Raw genomic sequence first — 21,211 nt, forward strand, 5'->3', positions numbered from 1 at the left:
CGGTCGAACGGCGCTGGAGCGTCGGTCGAGGGCCTGTCACGAGGCCCTGGCAAGCCCCGGGCGCAGTGGCCCGCCGGCTGCCAACACCTCCCGCTGGAGCCGCTGGAGGTCAGGCGAAGGGTCCAGGCCCAACTCCTCACTGAGCACCCGGCGCAGGTGGTGGTACGCCTGCAACGCCTCGCCACGGCGCCCCGAGCGGCTGAGCGCCACGATGAGCTGGCGGTGGAACCACTCGTTGAGCGGGTACGTGCCCACGAGATAGCGCAGCTCGCCGATCAGCTCGCGGTGACGGCCGAGCGTGATGTCGGCCTGGATCCGCAGCTCCAGCGCACGGATCCACTGCTCCTGGAGGTGGATCGCGTGCGCCTCCAACGCCGGCCCGAAGGTCACGTTGGCACCCACCGGCCCCGTCCACATGGCCAGCGCCCGCCGGAGCACCTCGGCGCCCTCCTCGGGCCGGTCCGACTCGATGTGCGAGCGGCCCTGGTCGAGCATCGTCTCGAACACCTCGGCGTCGAGCTGGCCCGGCTCCACCCTGAGCAGGTAGCCGCGGGCACGGCTCTCCAGCACGGTCCGGTCCGGGGTCTCAATCCCCTCTTTCGCGAAGAGCTTGCGCAGGTGGTAGATGTAGGTCTGCACGGTGGTGACGGCGCTGCGCGCCGGATCGTCACCCCACAGCTCCCGGATTATCGAGTCGACCAGAACGACCCGATTGGCCCGCATCACCAGCAGCGCCAACACGGTCCGCACCTTCGGCGGCGTCGGCGTGCAGATCCGGCCCTCGTGGATCACTTCAAGCGACCCGAGAATCTCGTACCTGACCACAGTGGTCCCCCATTCCCCATAGCACTCGTCGAGACGACCTCAAGCTATGGATGAGCGGGGCGTGTCGGAACGACCGCAGGTAGCGACATCGCGGGTTCTTCCGAGGATCGATGCGTGTCGAAAGTTGTACGGCGGATACCCCTTCGATCGCTCGATGCTTCCTCCAGGCAACCTCCACCAGGGGCGGGAAGACTCGCCGGGCCCCCACGCCCCTCGGGTTAGGAGTCACACATGTCGCGCCGCCTCTTCACCTCCGAGTCGGTCACCGAAGGTCATCCCGACAAGATCGCCGATCAGATCAGCGACGGGATCCTCGACGCGTTACTGGCGCAGGACCCGCACAGCCGGGTCGCCGTCGAAAGCCTGATCACCACCGGCCAGGTCCACGTCGCGGGCGAGGTCACCACACAGGCCTACGCCGACATCCCGCGCATCGTGCGGGAAACGGTCCTGGGCATCGGGTACGACTCGTCGAAGAAGGGCTTCGACGGCGCCTCCTGCGGCGTCAGCATCTCGATCGGCGCCCAGTCGCCCGACATCGCGCAGGGCGTCGACACGGCGATCGAGCTGCGCGACGGTTCGTCCGGCGGTGGGCTCGACGCCCAGGGCGCCGGAGACCAGGGCATGATGTTCGGCTTCGCCTGCTCGGAGACGCCGGAGCTGATGCCGCTGCCGATCGCGCTGGCCCATCGGCTGGCCCGTCGGCTGGCCGCCGTCCGCAAGGACGGCACGGTGCCCTACCTGCGGCCGGACGGCAAGACCCAGGTAACCGTCGAGTACGACGGCCTACGGCCGGTCCGGCTCGACACCGTCGTGGTCTCCACGCAGCACGCCGCCCACATCTCCCTCGACGAACTGCTCGCCCCCGACATCCGGGACCACGTGATCACGCCGGAGCTGGAGGCGCTCGACCTCGACACCGAGGGTTACCGGCTGCTGGTCAACCCGACTGGCCGGTTCGAGATCGGTGGCCCGATGGGTGACGCCGGCCTGACCGGACGGAAGATCATCGTCGACACCTACGGCGGGTACGCCCGGCACGGTGGTGGCGCGTTCTCGGGCAAGGACCCGTCGAAGGTCGATCGCTCGGCCGCGTACGCGATGCGGTGGGTGGCGAAGAACGTGGTCGCCGCGGGCCTGGCCGAGCGGTGCGAGGCGCAGGTGGCCTACGCGATCGGCAAGGCCCACCCGGTGAGCCTGTTCGTGGAGACGTTCGGGACGGAGACGGTGCCGCTCGACCGGATCGAGAAGGCGATCGGCGAGGTCTTCGACCTGCGCCCGGCGGCGATCATCCGCGACCTGGACCTCCTGCGTCCGATCTACCAGCAGACCGCCGCCTACGGCCACTTCGGCCGTGAACTCCCGGACCTGACCTGGGAGCGCACGGATCGCGCCGCCGACCTCAAGGCCGCTTGTTGAAAAACGTCGCCGATCGCTAGAACGGCGGGCGGCGCGGGCGTGGCACCAACCGGTCGTGTGGCAGCGTCACCAGTGACGCTGCCACCGCCTTGTTGACCGCATCGATGCGGGAGACCGCGCCGAGCTTCGCGAAGATGCGACGCAAATGGCTCTTCACAGTGGCCTCGGTCAGGTCGAGTCGCCGTGCGATCTGGGCATTGGTCATCGCCTCGGCCGCGAGTTGCAGGATCTCCAGCTCGACGGGGGACAGAATGGCGGACTCGGCGTTCTGCACCTGCACCAGGCTCTGACCGGAGACCGAGAGAAGCACCGAGCCGCTGCCGTCGCGCGCCTTACGGATCGCGGCGACCAGCTCCTCACGACCCACGCTCTTGAGCAGGTAGGCGCGCACCCCGGCGGCGATCAGACGGCGCAGCAGGTCAGGGCTGTCATACATGCTGAGGATGACGACTGCGCTGTCGGGCGACACCTCACGGATGCGGCGCACCGTGACCACCGGGTCGTCGCCGGGAATCTCGACGTCGAGCAACACCACGTCGGGACGCTCCGACGCCGCCTTGGCGACCGCGGTGGCCGAGTCGCCCGCCTCGTCGACCACGTCGAGATCGGTGTGCACCTCGAGCACCCAGCGCAGGCCCTCGCGGACGAGAGCGTGGTCGTCGACTATGAGGATGGTGGTGGCGCCGGCGGAAGAACCGCCGTCGGACCGCGTCAACCTAACCCCCAGACCCCATCCCCCGCCGCAGCGTGCACACGATTGGCACCGTATCGCGGGCGTGTGACGCCACAGCTATCGTGGCGTCCTCCCGACACGAAGAACGCCACGATCGCCGCGCGATTCTGTCAGTCTCGTGTGGACAGACGGACCAACTCGCCGATGCCGAGACCCTTGTTGGCGATGTAGAAGCTGCCGTCGGAAGCGATGGCGAACGACATCGGGGAGTCCAGGCCGGCGCTCGCCAACTCCCGGTGGCTACCGTCGCGCTCCACCCGGATCAACGCACCGGTGGAGTCCCCGGAGCTGAGCCCGTTCTTCGCGATCTCCAGCACGACCAGTCGACCCCGCTTGTCGAACGCGATGTCGATGATGTTGGTGAAGCCGGTCGCGAAGATGGTCGGCTCCTGCCCGGGCACCAGCCGCCACACCCGGGCGCCGCCGTTCGGGAAGGGGTGCCCGGTCAGCTGTCCGATGTAGAGGGCATCGTCCGGCCCGCGGGTGATGGTGGTCGGCACGAACTGGATCGGCGTCGTCGAGCCGGGCGGCAGGCCCCACTCCGGCGGCGCAGGAACCTGCTCCTGTGGCCACACGTGTTCGGCCGTGACCACGCCACGGCGGTCGATCTTGAGCACGTCGTTGGCGGCCGCGTCGAGCGCGTAGACGTCACGTCCGTCGGCGACCACGGCGTACGGCTGGCTCTCCGGAATGACCCCGTCGGGGTTGTTCTGCCCCTCGTAGGCGGAGAGGTCGCCGACGACCGACCAGCGGCGCTTCCCCTCGACCCGGAGGATTGTCCCCATCGTGGCCCCGGCCGCACCGAGCAGGTCGCGCGAGACCGGGTCGGTGCTGTAGCCCATCGCCACCAGCAGCTTGCCCTGCCGGTCGAAGGCCAGGTCGTGGGCGCCGTAGACGGAGAAGCCGCCGCCGGTGCTCCGCAGCGACGGCAGACCCGTCACGACTCGCTTCTGCCAGCCGTGACGGACCGCCGTGATCGCACCGGTCGAGCCGTAGCAGAGGTTGGTGCCGAACGTGCCGGGGATGCACACGTCGTCGCCGCCGAGCCCGGCCTCGGCGACGTAGATGATGCCGGCCCGGTCGATGGCGACACCGCGAGGGTTGTCGAGGTTGCGGGCGACGACGGTCAGTCGCCCAGTGGTCGAGGTGGCCGCAGTGGCGGGCGCGGCAATGCCGGCCACCAGTACCAGCGGCACGGCCAGCGACAACGTTCGTCGCATCGCGTCGAGCATGGGTTCTCCTCAGCATGCGGGGTTCGGATGCGAACGACGCTGCCGTCGTCGCCTCGAGGCCCGGTGGAGGAAGGCTCGACAGGCTCGCCTACTCGGGCTGATTGGGGGTGCCGCGCCCCAGCTCATAGGGGGATGTCACGCCCTCGTAGGCGAGGTGCATCACCATGCCGTTGGCCGCGTGGTCGAGGTTGTGGCAGTGGTCCATCCAGAGCCCCGGGTTGTCCGCCTTGAAGCCGATTTCGTAGATCTCACCGGGGATCACGTCGAGGCTGTCGATCCACCACGGTGACCCGGTCGCGCGGACCCCGTTGCGGGAGAGCACCAACGCGTGATGGCCGTGCAGATGCATCGGGTGGTTCTGGTGGCTGCGGTTGACGATCCGCACCTTGACCACGTCGTCCATCCGAACCATGAGCGTCGGTGTGTTGGGGAAACTGTGCCCGTTGATGATCGGCACCAGGTGGAGCCCACCGTTGTAGAAGGACAGCCGGTCGTCGAGGAGCTGGGTGAACGAGCGGTCGTACGACGAGCCGGCGTCGAACGGCCGGGAGCCGCCAGAGCCGTACGAGAGCGGGTCGAAGTGGTCCCCGTCGTCGACGATCTTCGGCGTCGAGGTGTCACCCGGTGGCGCCAGGATCAGTCCGCCGTCGCGGTTGGCGAGGTCGGTCAGGCGCACCGGGCCCGCCGGCATCGTGAACGTCACGTCGTAGCGTCCACCGGTCGCCAGCCCGAACCGCGGGTCGGTCAGCGGGGTCGGACCGTTGACGTCGACCCCGTCGATCGCCGCCACCCGCACCGGCGTGCCGTTGACCGTCAGAGCCCGCGGGCGACTGTCGGTGGACGGGTTGTTGTCGGTGTTGATCAGACGCAGTCGCACCGGCGTGCCCGGGTCGACCTCCTGGCGTTGCAGCGTGTCGCTGGTGCCGAACGAGACGATGTTGTCGTCCGGCGTACGCCACTCGTGGGCCTGCACGACGAAGTCCCGCTCGCCGGGGGGTGGGCCGTCGCGCGGCTCGACGATCAGCGCGCCGAACAGACCTCGCCGGATCGCCTCGAGCGGGTTCTGGTGGGTGTGGTACCAGAACGTGCCGACCTGCTCGGCGATGAACCGGTAGGTGAAGCTGCCGCCCGGCTCCACCGCGTTCTGCGTCGCGCCGGCCACGCCGTCCTCACCGTTGGGGACGTCGAGGCCGTGCCAGTGGATGGTCACGTTCTCGTCGGGAATCTCGTTGTGCAGCGTCACCTCGACGAGGTCACCCTCGCGGACCCGCAGCTCCGGCCCGGGCGACTGTCCGTTGTACGTCAGCGCCTTGATCTCGGTGCCCGACGAGAGCCGTACCGTTGCGTTCTTCGCGGTCAGCGTGAAGGCCTTGTTGGGCTTGCCGGTCCGCGGCCCACGCAGGTCGTCGACCGAGGTCCCGCCGTGACCACCGTGACCGATCGAGGGGCCTCCGCCGTAGTCGACGTTGTCGTGGGACGTCATGGACATGCGGTCGGGCAGCCTGCTGCTCTGGGCCACGTAGGTGATGCCGGCGGCGACGACCAGCACCACGACGGCAGCCTGTGCGGTGGCGCGCAGGGCGCTGGCACGCCGGCCCCGGCGTGCGAAGTCGGTCGCGGTGACGGCCCGCCGGCGACGCCCCTGCCAGAACCACAGCACCACCACCGACAGCAGGATCGGCGCGGCGTGGGTCGCGATGTCGTCGAGGTAGGACGGAACCGGACGGGACACGTACGCGAAGTAGACGCCAATGACCGTCGCCACGGCCGTCACCTGGACCGGCACGACGAATCGGGGATCGGCGGCGGCGGAGCGCGTCTCGACGTCGACCGGTGCGTCGTCGCGGTTGGCCAGGGCGCGCAGGCCCGGCAGGGTCCAGATGACGACCGCCAGCATCGGCAGCAGCAGGAGCGGCATCTGCACGATCACGCGGTTGTCGGCAAAGATCCAGTCGACGGCGAGCATCAGCCCGATCGCGACGCACTTGACGACCAGCACCACCAGCGCGGCGACGAGCAGACGCAGCAGCCGACGGGCGCTCTTGCGCAGCGCCTCGGGCGTCGGCCGCCAGGCCAGCCGCGTGGCGAGTATTGCCGCGGACAGCCAGATCAGGAACAGGACCCCGGCCAGGATCCCATCGGCGTTCTCTCCGACCTCAAACATGACGCCAACATACGAAGGATGCGCACCCCACGGCATCCGTTGAGGAACGGCCGGTGCGTACGGTGATCGCCGTAGCCGGCACCGCCTGCGAAACAAGTGCCGTAGTCAGCTACCGGGCGCGACGAGCCCCGTCTGGTAGGCGAGGACGACGAGTTGCGCGCGGTCGCGGACGCGGAGCTTGACCATGGCCCGGTGGACGTGGGTACGGGCCGTGGCCGGGCTCATCGACAGCCGGCGCCCGATCTCCTCGTTCGTCAGCCCGCTGGCCACCAGGCTCATCACCTCGCGCTCACGGTCGGTCAACACCGCCAGCCGGCCGCCGTCGACCGACGTCGGCGCGACCTTGCTGACGAATGCGCTCACCAGCCGGCTCGTCACCCGCGGCGAGATCAACATGTCGCCGCCGGCCACCACCCGTACCGCCTGGCGCAGCTCGTCGGGCTCGATGTCCTTGAGCAGGAACCCGCTCGCACCGGCGCGCAGCGCCTCGAAGACGTACTCGTCGAGCTCGAAGGTGGTCAGGACGATGACCCGCACGGCCGGGAACCGCTCGACGATCGCGGCCGTGGCCCGCACGCCGTCGAGCACCGGCATTCGCACGTCCATCAGCACGATGTCCGGCCGGGTCGCGGCGACCATCTCGACAGCCTGGGCGCCGTTGGATGCCTCACCGACCACCTCCAGGTCGTCGCTGTGGTCGAGCAGGCCCCGGAAGCCGGCCCGCACGAGTGTCTGGTCGTCCGCCAGCACCATCCGGATCGTCACGCTGTCTCCTCCACCTCGACCGGCAGCCGCGCGGCCACTCGGAACCCAGCGCCCTGCGGCCGGGGCCCGGCCTCGAGCGACCCGCCGGCGGCCGTGGCCCGTTCCCGCATCCCGGCCACCCCGTGCCCACGCTGGCTCGCCCCGGACCCGACACCGTCGTCGACGATCTCCACCGTGACGGCGTCGCCCGCGTAGGCGATGGTGACGTCGACGGTCGTCGCCTCGGCGTGTTTGACCGTGTTGGTGATCGACTCCTGCACGATCCGATAGACCGAGAGCGCCACCTCCGGCGGGATCGGGCGCGGGGTGCCGGCGATCCCCGACCGCACCTTCACGCCGGCCTGTTCGGCGACCGCGAAGACGCGGGCCAGATCGGGCACCTCCCCGGCGTCGCGGAGCATGCCGATCGCCGAGCGGACCTCGTGCATGGCGTCGCGTGCCGCGCCCCGGATGCTCCGCAGCGCGGCCCGCGCCTCGGCCGGCTTGCTGTCGAAGACGTCGTCGGCGAGGCTCGCCTGCACACTGATGGCGGCGATCGTGTGACCGAGTACGTCGTGCACCTCGCGGGCGATCCGGAGCCGCTCCTGGGCGACCTCGTGTTGACGCTCCTGGCGCATCACGGCGAGGCGCTGCTGTGCCTCGGCCAGCCGGACCCGGCGGGTGCGGATCGTCTCGGCGAGCAGCACCACGGCCGCGAGCAGCGAGCCCTCTTCGAGGGTGGCCGAGAGGGAAGGGAAGAAACCCTCGCCGAGCAGCGTGTACCGCATGATCAGCTCAAGGACGACGAAGAACCCGGCGACGATGAGCGCCCAGGTGAACCGGCCGGCGGCCGCCACGGAGAAGAGCGCGGCGGCCAGCGGGAGGGCGGGCGGGATGCCCGGGTACTCGAGCGCGTAGTAGATCATCAGCGCGGTGACCGAGCCGACCAGCACCAGCAGCGGCCAGCGGCGCCGGAAGACCAGCAGCAGCCCGATCACCGCGCCGATCGCGTAGGCGCGCGCGTCCGGCGGCCGGGCGCCGGGCTCGTCGGCGACCCGGATCGCCACCGCCACCACGGCCGCGACGACGATCGCGATGAGGGCATCGATCGCGATTCGTCGGATGGCCGGGTTCATGTCCGCAACGGTACGACGCGCGCACGGTCCGTTAGCGAGGGCCCCTTCCCAACCGGAAACCGTCGGCAAGGGGCCCGTCGGCTCAGCCGCGGCGGAGCGAGAGCAGGGTCTGCCCGGTGGGGATCACCGTGCTGCCCGCCACCTGGAGCCCGGCCTTCTCGCCCAGTTCGGCGTACTCGCGCCAGGTCCTCGCCTTGCCCGCCATGAGCGAGAGGAGGCGCAGGTCCATCTGGGTGATGAACATCAGCCGGGCCGGGTCGTCGGGGAAGTTGTCGTTCTCGTCCTTCACGAGGATCTGCACGATCAGCACCTTTCCGGTCGTGCCGATCGCGTCCGCCGCCCGCTGGAGGATCTTCTCGGCGGCGCTGTCGTTCCAGTCGTGCAGAACGTTCGAGAGGATGTAGACGTCGGCGCCGGCCGGGAGCGGGTCGAAGATGCTCCCGCTGACGACCTCGGCGCGGTCGGCGATGCCCGCCGCCTCGAACCGGGCCCGGCCCTGCTCGACGACGCCCGGCAGGTCGACCACGGTGCCGCGCAGGTGCGGCTGGGCCTTGAGGATCTCGGTGAGCAGGGCACCGGTGCCGCCGCCGACGTCGACGACGTGGTTGACGGTGCTCCAGTCGTAGCCCTGGACGACCTGGTCGAAGTAGCTCGCGTGGGTGGCCATCAGCGCGCCGAACGACGTGGCCCGGTCGGGGTTGGTGGCCAGGTCGTCCCAGAACTCGATGCCGTAGCGCACGGGGTACGCGGCGTCGCCGGTGCGGATCGAGTGGGTCAGCGAGCTGAACGTGCCCTCGATCCGGCCGGCCATCGAGTCGACGTCGAGCCAGGGACGTTGGGCGGCGGGGTGGTCGGTCTTGAGGAACTCGGCGGCTTCCGTCAGGGCGTACACCCGCGGCTCGGTCTCCTTGAAGACGCCGCGGACCGAGAGGTAGCGCAGCAGCCGGTGCAGCGCGTCGGGATTGGCCTTCGTCGCCGCGGCGAGCTCGTCGAGCGTGGTGGTGCCCGCGGCGATCAGGTCGGCGAGGCCGAGCGTCGCCGCGGCTCGCACTGCCCACGGCGTGATCGTGTCGGTCAGCGAGTAGAGATTGACCCGATTTTCCGTCATGGCGGCGAGCTTCGACGACGGCGCTCGAGACCGGCTCGAAGCCGCGTCGATCGACCGGTTCTCCAGCCGGGTTCGAGTGGGCGGGCGCAGGCTGCGCCTGTCACGGCCGCCATGCGAAGGGGACACGATGGGCGCCAGCCACCAGGAGCGCGGAGCGATCGAGGTCATTCAGGACCTCATGCAGCAGAAGTGGGTCTACGAGCTGTTCGGCGAGATCGGCGCGCGCCAGGGTGCCTCGGCCGCGCACGTCGAGAAACTGAGGGCGGTCGATTCCGCCGCGCACGTGTTCTGGCCGTTCCAGGCACCGCCGTTTCCGGTCATCGCGGCCACCGCGAGCGGATCGACGTTGACCGACATCGACGGCAACGACTACCTCGACTGCCACATGGGATACGGCGCTCAGGCGCTGCACGGGCACAACCCGGCACCGGTCGTCGACTTCGTCCGCGAGCACCTCGGCAAGGGCACCGGCAACGGCTACACCAACGCGTTGGAGCTGGAGCTGGCGACGCTGCTGAGGGAGATCCTCCCGCACAACGAGAAGTTCGCCTTCCAACACTCGGGTACGGGCGCCACCCAGTCGGCGATCCGGCTCTGCCGTGCGCACACCGGACGGCGGATGGTCGCCAAGTTCGAGGGCACCCTGCACGGGTCCCACGACCTGGCCGTCCACAACACGGCGCCCTGGTATCACGGGCATCCCGCGGTGCCGTTCCCGGAGATCGGCAAGGACGGCATTCCGCTGGTCTCGGCGTTCGCCGGCGTCACCCCGGCCGAACCGCGCGACCTGCTGATCCTGCCCAACGACACAGCGCTCGCGGTCGAGTTGATCGAGCGCCACGCGGGCGAGTTGGCCTGCATCCTGGCCGAGCCGGCCGCTTCGTCGTTCCCGTTCGAGGAGACGACGATCCCGATGATCCGCGAGGTGGCGGTGGCCGCCCGGCGACTCGGGGTGCCGTTCATCCTCGACGAGGTGCTGACGGGCTTCCGTTCAGGGCTCGGCGGCGCCGCGCAGAAGTTCGACATCCCCACCGACCTCGTCACCTACGGCAAGGTGATCAGCGGGCTCGGGCTGCCGCTGTCGGCGATCGGCGGTCGGGCCGACATCCTCGACATCTCGCAGACCAGTGGGCAGTCCTGGACCGACTTCGGCCAGAAGACCGGCCTGCAGGGCAGCCACACCGGCAACTACCTGTCGGTGGCGGCGTCGCTGGCCACGCTCCAACTGCTTCGCGACAAGGGGCCCGCCTACTACACCGAACTGCGGGCCAAGGTCGACCGGGTCCAGGCGCGGCTGGCCGCGTTCCGGGCGGCCGAGGGGATCCCGCTTCGCATGGTGGGGTTCGGCGACTACATCGGGTGCTTCCAGTTCCTGCCGGAAGACTCCTACACCGACTACCGGGTCTACTCGCGGGCACTCAACCCGGCGACGTTCATCCTCACCCTGCTGCTGCGCAAGCGCGGCATCTACACGCTCGGCATGCCGATGTTCTTCGCCGGCGGCGCTCACAGCGACGCCGACGTCGACCGACTGACCGACGCCGTACTGGAGAGCACGCTGGAGCTTCGCGCCAACGACTTCCCCTTCGACCTGGCGTGGCTGGCGACGTCCGCGTGGGGCTCCGGCTCCTCCGAGTGGGGTTCGGGTTCCTCCGACTGGTCGTAGCCATCTCTGCGTCACCGGGCCCGGGTCAGTTCCTGACCCGGGCCCTCCTCATGTGCCGTACAGGTCATACGCAAATAGCCGTACTTGACTAATCGTACGCGACGGCGTGTAGTCGAAGGGTGGGTCCGCTGTCGACCCCCGTCCGACTTCAGGAGGAACGCGATGACGGAGAGCTGGACCGACGAACGCAGCGCCGCCCCACCCAATCCGCGCCGATGGCTGATCCTGGCCGTCATTCTGGCCGGGGCATTCATGATTCTGCTGGCCACGACGATCGTCAATGTTGCGGTCGCGCCGATCCAGCGCGACCTGCGGTCGACCTACACGGCCATGGAGTGGGTCATCGCCGGCTACGCGCTCGGCTACGGCCTGTTGCTCATCCCCGCCGGCCGGATCGGCGACCGCTTCGGCCACCGCAAGCTGTTCCTCATCGGCGTCGCGGGGTTCACGCTCGCGTCGGCGGCGTCGGCCCTCGCGGCCACACCCGGCCAGCTGATCGCGTTCCAGGTGGTGCAGGGCATGATGGCCGGCATCCTCAACCCGCCGGTGCTGGCGCTGATCCAGACCACGTTCCCGGCGAAGGAGACCGGCAAGGCGTACGGGATCTACGGCGCGATCGGCGGCATCGCGACCGCCAGCGGCCCGCTCCTCGGCGGCCTGCTGATCGCGTGGGACCTCAACGGCTGGGACTGGCGGCCGGTGTTCCTGCTCAACGTGCCGATCGGCCTGGCCACTTTCGTCGCCGCGCTGATCCTGGTGCCCGAGTCGCGAGGCCGCCGCGGTGGTCTCGACGTGATCGGCATGCTGCTCGTCTCGGCCGCCGTCCTGCTGCTGGCCGTCCCCCTGGTCGAGGGCCAGCGCCTGGGTTGGCCGGCATGGACGTTCGTCTCGATGGCAGCGGCGCTGCCCGCGCTGGCCGTCTTCGCGGTGTGGGAGTTGCGCCGCGCCCGACGCGCCCAGGTCCCGCTGGTGAGCATGCGCCTCTTCGCGCACCGCTCGTTCTCCGCCGGCGTCGGCATCAGCCTCTGCTACTTCGCGGGCTTCATCGGCCTGCTCTTCGCGCTCTCGCTGCACCTCCAGATCGGCCTGGAGAAGTCCGCCCTGACGACGGGCCTGATCCTGCTGCCGTTCTCGTTCGGCACACTGGTCGGCGCGGCCATCTCCGACAACGTCGCCCGGGCGCTCGGTCGTGGCGTCCTGATGCTCGGCGCGGGCATCGTGATCGTCGGCATGGTGGGCATCATCGCCACGATCCACTGGTGGGGCTCCGGCCTGGAGCTACTGCCGGCCCTGCTCTTCGCCGGCTTCGGCTCCGGCCTGGTGATCGCGCCGAGCGTCGAGATCGTGCTGGCCGGCGTGCCCTGGCAGGACGCGGGCGCGGCGAGCGGTGTGCTCGGCACCGCCCAGCGTCTCGGCCAGGCGATCGGCGTCGCGGTGGCCGGCGTCGTCCTCTTCGGAACGCTCGGCTCCTACTCGGGGACGGCTGCGGAGAAGGCGAGCCCGGAGCTCCAGGCATCGCTCGTGGCGGCGGGCCTGCCGCCGGCAGAGGCGAGCGCGGCGACGACCACCTTCGCCGACTGTTTCATCCGCCAGTCGCGCGCGTCGGATCCGACGGCCACCCCGCCCGGCTGCGCGGACTCGGCGCCTGGTCCGGTCGGCGCGGCCTTCGACAGCGCGGCCACGTCGGCGCTGGAGATCAACTTCAACCGGGCGGTCCAGTGGACCGTCGGCGCCGTCCTGGTCGGCGTGATCCTCACGTTCCTTCTGGTCTACCTGCTGCCCCGCCGGCCCGAAGAGCCCTGGGCCGAGGCGAGCAAGCCCGACTGGAACGTGACCACCCAGACTGAGCCCGCTCAGTGACAGGCCGCCAGCCCCGGCACCGGAGATGCCGCCGGGGCCGGGGCTGGCACCGTCACGAGGTCGTCATCGAGGTCGGTTGGTTGGCCATCAGCTTGGGCAACTGGTCGAGCAGCTCGTCGTGCCAGGCGAGCTCGGTACGGAGTCGGAGCTCGGTATGACGGAAGGTCGTCCATTCCAGACCACGGATGTGCGGCGCCGCCAGCTCTCGGAGCGCGAGCCACGAGTCGAGCTGCTCGGCGAGGGCCTTCCGGCGCGCCACGATGATCGCGCGCAGCGCGTCCTCTCCGAGGTCGATCACGTTCTGCAGGGCCAGGTCGACCGGGTCGTGACGGAGCTTGGTGTCGCGCAGCGCCTCGTCGCGGTGGTCGATCAGCTCGGCCGCGCCGGCCGAGGTGAGCGCGTAGATCGTGCGGGCGGGCCGGTTGCCCTCCTGCTCGGTCCGGACCGCCTCGATGACGCCCTCGACCTGCATTCGGTGCAGCGCGCCGTAGAGCGACCCCGGCTTGACGTCGCTCCACAGCTCGGTACGGTCGACCTGGGCCGCCCGGCGGATCTGGTGCCCGTGCATGGGGCCCCCGCGCGCGAGCGCTCCGAGCACGAACAGGCGAGTGCTATTCACGGCATTAGTCCAACACGAGTGCCCGTTTGCGGGCAAGTTACCCAGAGCAATCCTTGAGCGGGCTGCTATCCGTGGAACGTCGGGTCGACGCAGAGCCTCGGCAGGACGATCAAAGAGGCCGCGATGGCCCTGTTGACCGCGTCGATCCGGGACACCGCACCGAGCTTGGCGAAGATGTTGCGCAGGTGGCGCTTGACCGTCGCCTCCGACAGGCAGAGCCGACCGGCGATCTGAGCGTTGCTCATCGCCTGACCGACCAACTGCAGGACCTCGCGCTCACGGTCCGACAGCGTGCTGTGCACCGGCCCCTGCACCTGGGTCAAGCTCTCCCGCGAGACCGCCAGCATCACCGGCGCGTCATCGGCGCGGGCGCTGCGGATCGCCGCCACCAACTCCTGGCGCGTCGAGTTCTTCAGCAGGTAGCCGCAGATGCCAAGGGTCAACAACTCACGCAACAGCGTCGGGCCGTCGAACATGCTGAGGATGATGACCCGGCTCGCCGGCGCGACGTCACGGATCCGGCGGACCGTGGTGGTCACCCCGTCGCCGGGGATCTGCACGTCGAGCAGCACGATGTCGGGCTGGCGGATTCGGATCTCGTTGATCGCGGCGCCGCTGTCGCCGGCCTCGCCGACGACCACGAGGTCGCGCTGGGCGTCGAGGATCTCCCGGAGGCCGTCGCGCACCACGACGTGGTCGTCGACCAGCACGATGCGGGTCGGCTCGATCATCGTGACGGTCACCGGCCGGCCCCCGCCCCGACGGCGAGCAGCGGCACGACGAGCTCGACCGAAGCGCCCTGGTGGCCCGCCGCGCGCACCGCGAGGCGACCGCCGACGACGGCCGCGCGCTCAGCCATCGCGCGCAGGCCGGAGCCGTCGCGCACCGTCGCGAGGTCGAAGCCCACCCCGTCGTCGGTGACGGTCGCCCGCAGTTCGTGCGGGGTGATGTCGATGACCGCATGGATCACCCGAGCACCGGCGTGGGCCACCGCGTTGCGCAGCGCCTCGCGGACGACCAGGAACACCTCGTCGAGCACCTCGGGCGGCACCCACGACTCGTCGCCGTTGATCTCGGTGTGCAGACGCGTCTCGCCCGTCTCGACCGTCGACAGGAAGTTGGCCAGCGCCTCGTCGAGTGACCCGAGCGGCTGAGAGAGCCGAAGGTCGGCGATGAGCACACGCAGATAGCCGACCGCGTCGTGGAGCGACTCCCGGGCGATGACCACCCGACGGTCCACGTCGTCGTGGCGTCGTTCCTGGGCGAGCTCGTGGGCCTCCAGGTTGCGGTACGCCGCGCTGAGACTGTGGCCCAGCCGGTCGTGCAGCTCGCGGGCGATCAGCGAACGCTCGGCGATCTGCGCCTGGTGGACCTCGTTCATCAGGCCGGCGGCATAGCGCGAACTCGCGTCGACCAGCCGGGTCAGTGTCGTACGGGTGAGCGCGTCGGCGACCAGCGCCAGGATCGCGCCCTGGTCGGGCCGGCCGACCAACTGCTCCAGCGCGTCGGCCAGCACGATGTCGGCCAGCGCGACGACCGCGCGAAAGCACTCGCGTGGGTGAAGATCGACGTCCTCGGTGGACAGCGCCGGCGGCGGTGTCGACAGCGGGTCGGTCGCCTCACGACGAACCTCGGCCATCGTCTCCCGGAGCAGGCCATCGGCCTGCGCGGTGTAGTTGTCGACCAGGTCAGCGGCCCCTTCGAAGTCGTCACTCGCAGCGGCAAGACGCTGACGGTAGGCGGCAAGAATCGGTTGATGCCTGCGTTCGAGAACCTCGGCAGCGGTCCTCCGCAGCGCATCGTTTCCAACAACCATTGCGGATCCCCCGGTCTGTGCCCTATTGCTCCCCAGGTGCGGGCACGAACGGCTCTCCCCAGCGCCGCTGCCCGCCGTGTCGCCGACTCCCCCCGTCGTGGGCGACAAAGCACTCAGATCGGATCGGCCTTCTACGAGTTGTCACGGCCGACTACTCGCACGAGTCTACGGTCTCACCGTGCGTCGTTGGAAGCATCGAAGCTTAGCTTTTGGTAGTCACACCAAAACTTAAGGTGAAATCCACATTTGGCCGCGACCAGTTTTCGACGGCGCGTCGAGGGACCTCCCTGACAGTTCACCCGAGACCTCGACCACCAGGAGTGGAGCGACCAATGGTGAGCAGACGCAACGTCATGAAGGCCGGTGCCACCGCGGGAGCAGCCGCGCTGGTCACGACCACCGCGGCGGCAGCGGCCCGCGGTTCCACCCCGTCCGCGACACCGGCCCACGGCACCCACACCGGCCACGGGAAGACGGCACACGTCGCGGCCGTCGCCGCCCCGTTCGCTGTCCGGATGCCGATACCGCCCGTGCAGAAGCCCATCGCCTCGGTAGCCAACACCGACTTCTACGTCGTTTCCACACGTAAGGCTCAAGTGGAGATCCTGCCCGGGACGCGTACCGAAGTGTTGACCTATGACGGGCTTTTTCCCGGCCCGACGTTCCGGGTCAAGACGGGCCGGCTCGCGGTCATCGCCCACAGCAACCACCTCGACATGCCGACCGCGGTGCACGTGCACGGAGGTCACACGCCGTCGAGCAGCGACGGGTTCCCGACCGACGTGCTGGACCCGGGAAAGAGCCGGATCTACAGCTATCCCAACAAGCAGCGGGCAGCCACGCTCTGGTACCACGACCATGCCCATCACATGGAGGCCGAGCACGTGTTCCGCGGGCTCGCCGGTTTCTTCCTGATCGACGACCCAGCCCAGGCCGAACTTCGGTTGCCCACCGGCAACTACGACATCCCGATCATGTTGCGCGACGCGCGGTTCGCCGACGACGCGAGCCTGATCTTCGAACACGACGACTTCCAGTTCCGCAACACCATCCTCGTCAACGGCAAGCCGCAGCCCTACTTCCCGGTGGCCGCCCGCAAGTACCGGCTGCGCTTCGTCAACGCGTCCAACCTCCGCACGTTCACCCTGCGGCTCGGCAACGACGCCGAAGTCGCCCAGATCGCGAGTGACGGCGGGCTGCTCGCCGGACCGACGCCGATCCGCTCGTGGAGCCTGACGCCCGGCGAGCGGGTCGAGATCGTCGTCGACTTCGGCGCGTTCCCGGTCGGCAGCCAGGTCTTCCTCGACGACGCGGTGGCCGGACCGGTGCTGCGCTTCGACGTCAACCGGGCCGCCGCCGACACCAGCCGGGTGCCCGACCGGTTGAGCACCATCCCCGCGCTGCCGGCGGCCACGAAGGAGCGGGCGTTCACGCTCAACTTCAACCCGTCGACCGGCCAGTTCCTCATCAACGGGCAGCAGTTCGATGCCGAACGGGTCGACACCGAGATCAAACGCAACACGACCGAGGTGTGGACGGTGACGAACGGCGACACGCTCTTCGGCATCCCGCACAACTTCCACCCCCACCTGGTCCAGTTCCGGGTGCTGGCCCGCAACGGTCAGCCGCCGGCGCCGGGCGAGGCCGGGGTGAAGGACACCATCTCGGTGGGGCCGGGCGAGACGGTCCGACTCCAGGCGACATTCGGGCCATATCTTGGCCGATATGTCTACCATTGCCACATGATCGACCATTCCGCGAGTGGGATGATGGCACAGATGAAGATCGTTCCCTGACCCCTGAGAAAGGTTTCTTGTGCCCTCGGCAGAGAAGACTGTGCAGATCGGACGGACTCCTGAGGTCGTCTTCGCCTTTCTCGCCCGTGGCGAGAACGACGCGCGCTGGCGTCCCAACGTGCTCGACGTCGCGCGCGTCTCCGGCGAGGGGGTCGGCGCTCGCTACAAACAGGGACTCAAAGGCCCCGGTGGGAGCCGCATCCCGGCCGATTACGAGGTGACCGGGTTCGAGCCGGGTCGACGTCTGGCGTTCCAGGCAACCGGCAGCGTCGTACGCACCCAGGGTGAATACACGCTCACCCCGGTCGACGGTGGCGGGACCCGGCTCACGCTGAAGTTGGCGTGGCAGCCGAGCGGGCTGTCGCGCTTCCTCGGCCCGGTCGTCGGCAAGACGTTCGAGGAGGAGATCGCCGCCCTCGACACCCTTCGCAACCTGCTCGAGAGCGAAGCCTGAGCGCAGCGTGCAGCCGGTGGCGCCGACGGCAACCGCCGCCAGTGGATGTCACCCGCGGGCCCGGAGCCAGTTGGCTCCGGGCCCTCATCCTGCCCCCGGTCAGGGGCTGGTGCAGGTGACGTTGCTGGGTGCGGTGGCACCGTTGCCCGTGGCGGTGAACCCGAAGGTGGTTGAGGCGCTCGGGCCAACTGTGCCGTTGTAGGCGGCGTTCTTGACGGTGACGCTGCCGGTGGTGCCCGTGTTGGTGCCGCTCCAGAGACTGCTGATGGCCTGACCACTGGCCAGGGTCAGGCCCACCGTCCAGCCGTTCAGCGGCGCGGTGGAGTTGTTGGCCACTGTCACCTCAGCCTGGAAGCCGCCGGGCCAGGTGTTGATCGTCCGGTAGGTGGCAGCGCAGGTGCCGGGCTCCCCGGTCGGCGGCGGGGTGGTCGGCGGCGGGTCGGTGGGCGGCGGGTCGGTCGGCGGTGGGGTCGTCGGAGGCGTGGTCGACTCGAACTGGCTGAAGAACCTCCAGATCTCGGCCGAGGTCCAGGTCCGCGAGTCGTTGGGGCTGCCCGACCCGTCCACCGGACTGGGGGTGTGGTCCCCGTCGAACGCCGCCCACTGCACCGGGTAGCCGGCCCGGCAACCCGAGTAGGCGGTGGTGATGTGGGTGAGGCTGCCCCGGCTCGGCTCACGCGGGCTCTGCGCGGTGCAGCCGTTGTTTCGCACGAACGTGTCGCGCAGTTGCCGACCCTGGGAAATGTTCAGCACGCTGTCGTAGATGCCGTGGATGCCGAAGTAGGCGACCGGCTGCGTGCCCCCGTTGCATCCGCTGAGGTTCGCACCGGAGATGACGGTGACCGCGCGGATGACCGTGGGCCGGGCACAGGCCACCGCGTAGCTCATCGCCCCGCCGTAGCTCCAGCCCAGTGCGAAGCGCTGCGTGGTGTCCACGCACAGGTCGTTCTCGATCTGCCCTGAGATGTCGTCGAAGAGGGTCAGGTCCCGACCGTTGGTGTTGGCCCAGCCGGCGTTGAGACCCTGCGGAGCAACGAAGATCGTGCTGTTGTTCGACAGCGGCTGGAGCCCGTAGTAACCGGCCGAGGTGACATTGTTGGCCGAGCCGTTCAACCAGTGGAAGCCGAAAATCAGCCGGTAGGGGCGGTTCCGGTCGTACCCGTCCGGGATCCGCAGGTTGTACGTACGACTCTGGCCGCTGCTCTGAATCGTCCGCGTCCCGCTGGCGAGTGTGGGGGCCTTGCCACAGCCGGCGGTCGCCGCGAGGGTGCCGTTGGTGGCGGCCACCGCCGTCGCACCGAGGCCGCCGCTCAACACGCCGCCGGTGGTGGCCGCGAGGAGAAGCGCCGCGGCCGCGATGGATGGGAGGAAGAACCTACGTCTCAGCATTGCTGGGGCTCCTTGCCGTTCGGCGACCAACCATGGTCGCCTGGCATCGACGGGGGCCCGGACTGGTCACCGACCGCGAAGGCGGCGGGAGGGGTTGGCCCCTCGGCGCGTCTTCGCCGGCTGGCTCGGGTGACCGGGAGCGTGCCCTTCACTCCCGGGGAGAAGATAGCATGTTATCGATAACATGCCGAGTCGATCCGGCCTCTCCGGCTCACGTCCCGAGCGGTCGGGCCGCCCACTCGGCGGCCACTTTGTGCAGGTCACCGGTGCGGAAGTGCGGGGGCTCGTGCAGCAGGAAGTCACGGTGGCTGATGTTCCAGGCGTACGCCCCGGCCATGGTGAAGGCCAGCACGTCGCCCACGCCGATCGGCCCCGCGGTGGCCGAGCGGGACAGCACGTCCTTCGGGGTGCAGAGTTGCCCGACCACGGTGACCGGCCCGCCGTCGGTGCGGGGGCCGCCGGCACCGTGTCGCGGGTGCACGGTGAACGGCTGCGCGTGCCCCTTCGCCGCGGGAGTCCGCAGGTGGTGCGTCCCGCCGGCCACCACCACGAACCACTCGCCGTAGGAGCGCTTCACGTCGACGACCTCGGTGAGGTACGCCCCGCAGTAGGCGGTGACCGACCGGCCCGGCTCGATGCGCAGCCGCACACCCGGGTGCCTGTCGAGGACGTCCGCCAGGGCCCGGCCGTAGCCCTCCCAGTCGAACCGCGCGTCCGGGTCGGCGTAGTCGACGGTCATGCCGCCGCCGACGTCGACCTCGGCCGCGTCGACCTCGGCCGCAGCCCAGCCGACCACGGCGGCGGCGACGGTCGCGGCGAGCGGTGCGTCCAGTCCGCTGGCCAGGTGGGCGTGGATTCCGCGTACGTCGATGCCGGCCGGCGGACGCCGGGCGCAGGTGATCGCGTCGGCCGGGTCCATGCCGAACGGGCTGGGCCCACCGCCCATGACCAGGCTCGCGCCCGGCGCGTCGACCGGCAGGTTCACCCGCAGCAGCACCTGGGCCGACCGGCCCGCCGCGGTCGCCAGCGCGCCGAGCCGCGCCAGTTCGCTGGGCGACTCGACGTGGATGCGGTGCACCCCGGCGGCGAGAGCGGCGGCGAGGTCCTCATCGGTCTTTCCCGGCCCGGCGTACGCGGCCGGCGCCCGTCCCGGCAGGACCTCGGCCAGCCTGCGCAGCTCACCCCGGCTGGCAGCCTCGAACCCGTCGACGATCGGGGCGAGGGTTCGCAGCACACCGGCATCCGGGTTGGCCTTGACCGCGTAGAGCAGCTCGACCGGCCGGGGCAGCGCCGCCCGGATGGCTCGAGCCTGCCCGGCCAGCGCGTCGAGGTCGTGGACGTAGACCGGTCGGGTCATCGTGGCCCACCCATCGGGTTCGGCACCGGCACGAACGGTGCGGCCCGGTCGGCGTCACGCCGCCACCGGACCAGCAGGTTCGCCTTGGCCAGCAACGGCTCCCCGGTCAGCAGCGCGCGCAGCTCCGCCGGCTCACCGAGGTCGGCGGCCACCGCCTCGACGACGGCGCGCAGGTCCTGCCACAGCCGCCGTTCGATTCCCGGCCGGGCGTCGGCGAGGGCCCCGCTGATCCCACCGAGATGGTTGACGAACAGGCAGTAGACGATCCGGCGGTGGGCGGCCCGGGGACCGTAGCGGACCTGCGCCGGGACGCCGTCCGGCCAGGTGCTCCACCGATCGGCGTCCAGCTTCACCCCCTCCAGGTCGCGCAGCAGCATGCGTACCGGACGGCGATCCCGGTCGAGCACGACGACCACGTTCTGCAGGTGCGCCTCGTGCACGACACCGTGGCTGAGCCAGCTGCGCAGCACCGCCGGCACCAGCAGGCCGACGTACGCGCGCCACCAGGCCACCGGATCCGGTGTCACCAGCGGCGTTGCGGCCAGGGCCGCCGCCAGCACCGGTGTGTCGCCGGGACGCAGGTGCGGGCGCAGACCGCCGCGCAGGATCGTTCCGTACGCCTCGTCCGGGCCGGGGACGTCGACCGTGCGGTAGGCGGGCTCGCCGAGCAGCCCCACCCCGTCCGGCAGCGGCACCCGGGCCAGCAGGTCGGTCAGCGCCACCGCGCCGGTGAGTTCGTAGCGGGCGTTCTTGCGCAGGCAGTTGGTGATCCGCACGTGCAGGCTGGTCTTCACGAACAGGTCGGCCTCGGGGGCGTAGAGGGTACGGACGCTCGCCGTGGGTCGTACCGGCACGCCGGCCGCACCCAGGTCGCGCAGCCGTGGGTGGGTGGG

18 protein-coding genes are annotated in these 21,211 nt (G+C 70.0%); 5 read left to right on the top strand and 13 right to left on the bottom strand.

Going from position 1 to position 21,211, the window contains the following annotated elements; all coding sequences use genetic code 11:
- Positions 1 to 36: 36 nt before the first annotated feature.
- Positions 37 to 825 (bottom strand): AfsR/SARP family transcriptional regulator, encoded by a 789-nt coding sequence (locus DLJ58_RS30010; protein WP_091397314.1) that lies wholly within the window; start codon positions 823 to 825, stop codon positions 37 to 39.
- Positions 826 to 1,056: 231 nt separating this feature from the next.
- Between DLJ58_RS30010 and metK the strand changes: the two genes are divergently transcribed.
- The gene (gene metK / locus DLJ58_RS30015; RefSeq protein ID WP_091394940.1) at positions 1,057 to 2,244 is read left to right on the top strand and encodes a methionine adenosyltransferase; all 1,188 of its coding nucleotides are present in this window, start codon (positions 1,057 to 1,059) and stop codon (positions 2,242 to 2,244) included.
- Between the two features lie 16 nt (positions 2,245 to 2,260).
- On the opposite strand, the gene DLJ58_RS30020 is transcribed toward metK, so the two are convergent.
- The 6 genes from DLJ58_RS30020 to DLJ58_RS30045 form a co-directional block, all read right to left on the bottom strand.
- A complete protein-coding gene (locus DLJ58_RS30020) occupies positions 2,261 to 2,959 on the bottom strand; it encodes a response regulator (protein WP_244219192.1) in 699 nt (232 codons plus the stop codon).
- 128 nt (positions 2,960 to 3,087) lie between these two features.
- A complete protein-coding gene (locus DLJ58_RS30025; protein WP_124861454.1) occupies positions 3,088 to 4,209 on the bottom strand; it encodes a ScyD/ScyE family protein in 1,122 nt (373 codons plus the stop codon).
- An 88-nt stretch (positions 4,210 to 4,297) separates the two neighbouring features.
- Positions 4,298 to 6,373, bottom strand: a complete 2,076-nt coding sequence (locus DLJ58_RS30030; protein WP_158629641.1) for a multicopper oxidase family protein — start codon at positions 6,371 to 6,373, stop codon at positions 4,298 to 4,300.
- Positions 6,374 to 6,478: 105 nt separating this feature from the next.
- Positions 6,479 to 7,138: a response regulator gene (locus DLJ58_RS30035; protein WP_124861460.1), complete on the bottom strand. Its 660-nt coding sequence runs from the start codon at positions 7,136 to 7,138 to the stop codon at positions 6,479 to 6,481.
- Positions 7,135 to 8,253, bottom strand: coding sequence for a sensor histidine kinase (locus tag DLJ58_RS30040; RefSeq protein WP_124861464.1), 1,119 nt, complete (start codon positions 8,251 to 8,253; stop codon positions 7,135 to 7,137). The genes DLJ58_RS30035 and DLJ58_RS30040 overlap by 4 nt, the downstream gene beginning before the upstream one ends.
- Before the next feature lie 82 nt (positions 8,254 to 8,335).
- Positions 8,336 to 9,361 carry a methyltransferase gene (locus DLJ58_RS30045; RefSeq protein ID WP_112603705.1) on the bottom strand — a complete coding sequence of 342 codons (1,026 nt, stop codon included), beginning with the start codon at positions 9,359 to 9,361 and terminating at the stop codon, positions 8,336 to 8,338.
- A gap of 127 nt (positions 9,362 to 9,488) precedes the next feature.
- On the opposite strand from DLJ58_RS30045, the gene DLJ58_RS30050 reads away from it, so the two are divergent.
- Both DLJ58_RS30050 and DLJ58_RS30055 read left to right on the top strand, forming a co-directional pair.
- Positions 9,489 to 11,027, top strand: coding sequence for an aminotransferase class III-fold pyridoxal phosphate-dependent enzyme (locus tag DLJ58_RS30050; protein WP_158629642.1), 1,539 nt, complete (start codon positions 9,489 to 9,491; stop codon positions 11,025 to 11,027).
- Between the two features lie 162 nt (positions 11,028 to 11,189).
- Positions 11,190 to 12,887 (top strand): MFS transporter, encoded by a 1,698-nt coding sequence (locus DLJ58_RS30055; protein WP_124861470.1) that lies wholly within the window; start codon positions 11,190 to 11,192, stop codon positions 12,885 to 12,887.
- A 52-nt stretch (positions 12,888 to 12,939) separates the two neighbouring features.
- Here the strand turns inward: DLJ58_RS30055 and DLJ58_RS30060 are convergent, their stop codons facing one another.
- The 3 genes from DLJ58_RS30060 to DLJ58_RS30070 all read right to left on the bottom strand — a co-directional run bounded on the left by DLJ58_RS30060 (position 12,940) and on the right by DLJ58_RS30070 (position 15,322).
- A complete protein-coding gene (locus DLJ58_RS30060; protein ID WP_112581719.1) occupies positions 12,940 to 13,506 on the bottom strand; it encodes a PadR family transcriptional regulator in 567 nt (188 codons plus the stop codon).
- 65 nt (positions 13,507 to 13,571) lie between these two features.
- Entirely contained in the window at positions 13,572 to 14,249 is a 678-nt protein-coding gene (locus DLJ58_RS30065; protein WP_244166046.1) for a response regulator, read from the bottom strand.
- Positions 14,246 to 15,322, bottom strand: coding sequence for a sensor histidine kinase (locus DLJ58_RS30070; RefSeq protein ID WP_124861473.1), 1,077 nt, complete (start codon positions 15,320 to 15,322; stop codon positions 14,246 to 14,248). The genes DLJ58_RS30065 and DLJ58_RS30070 overlap by 4 nt, the downstream gene beginning before the upstream one ends.
- 332 nt (positions 15,323 to 15,654) lie before the next feature.
- Between DLJ58_RS30070 and DLJ58_RS30075 the strand changes: the two genes are divergently transcribed.
- Together DLJ58_RS30075 and DLJ58_RS30080 are read left to right on the top strand one after the other, a co-directional pair.
- The gene (locus DLJ58_RS30075) at positions 15,655 to 17,118 is read left to right on the top strand and encodes a multicopper oxidase family protein (RefSeq protein WP_124861476.1); all 1,464 of its coding nucleotides are present in this window, start codon (positions 15,655 to 15,657) and stop codon (positions 17,116 to 17,118) included.
- A 19-nt stretch (positions 17,119 to 17,137) separates the two neighbouring features.
- On the top strand, positions 17,138 to 17,572 hold the full coding sequence (locus tag DLJ58_RS30080) for an SRPBCC family protein (RefSeq protein ID WP_124861479.1): 435 nt from the start codon (positions 17,138 to 17,140) through the stop codon (positions 17,570 to 17,572).
- Between the two features lie 99 nt (positions 17,573 to 17,671).
- Here the strand turns inward: DLJ58_RS30080 and DLJ58_RS30085 are convergent, their stop codons facing one another.
- From DLJ58_RS30085 to DLJ58_RS30095, 3 genes are all read right to left on the bottom strand, one after another.
- A complete protein-coding gene (locus tag DLJ58_RS30085; RefSeq protein ID WP_124861482.1) occupies positions 17,672 to 18,961 on the bottom strand; it encodes a CE1 family esterase in 1,290 nt (429 codons plus the stop codon).
- A 211-nt stretch (positions 18,962 to 19,172) separates the two neighbouring features.
- Positions 19,173 to 20,318, bottom strand: coding sequence for an alanine racemase (locus DLJ58_RS30090; protein ID WP_124861485.1), 1,146 nt, complete (start codon positions 20,316 to 20,318; stop codon positions 19,173 to 19,175).
- Positions 20,315 to 21,211 (bottom strand): IucA/IucC family C-terminal-domain containing protein (locus DLJ58_RS30095; RefSeq protein ID WP_279635923.1); only part of this gene is annotated, 897 nt, incomplete at its 5' end. The genes DLJ58_RS30095 and DLJ58_RS30090, both read right to left, overlap by 4 nt.

Source organism: Micromonospora arida, from assembly GCF_003857035.1.
In the GTDB taxonomy this organism is placed as follows: Bacteria; Actinomycetota; Actinomycetes; order Mycobacteriales; family Micromonosporaceae; genus Micromonospora; species Micromonospora arida.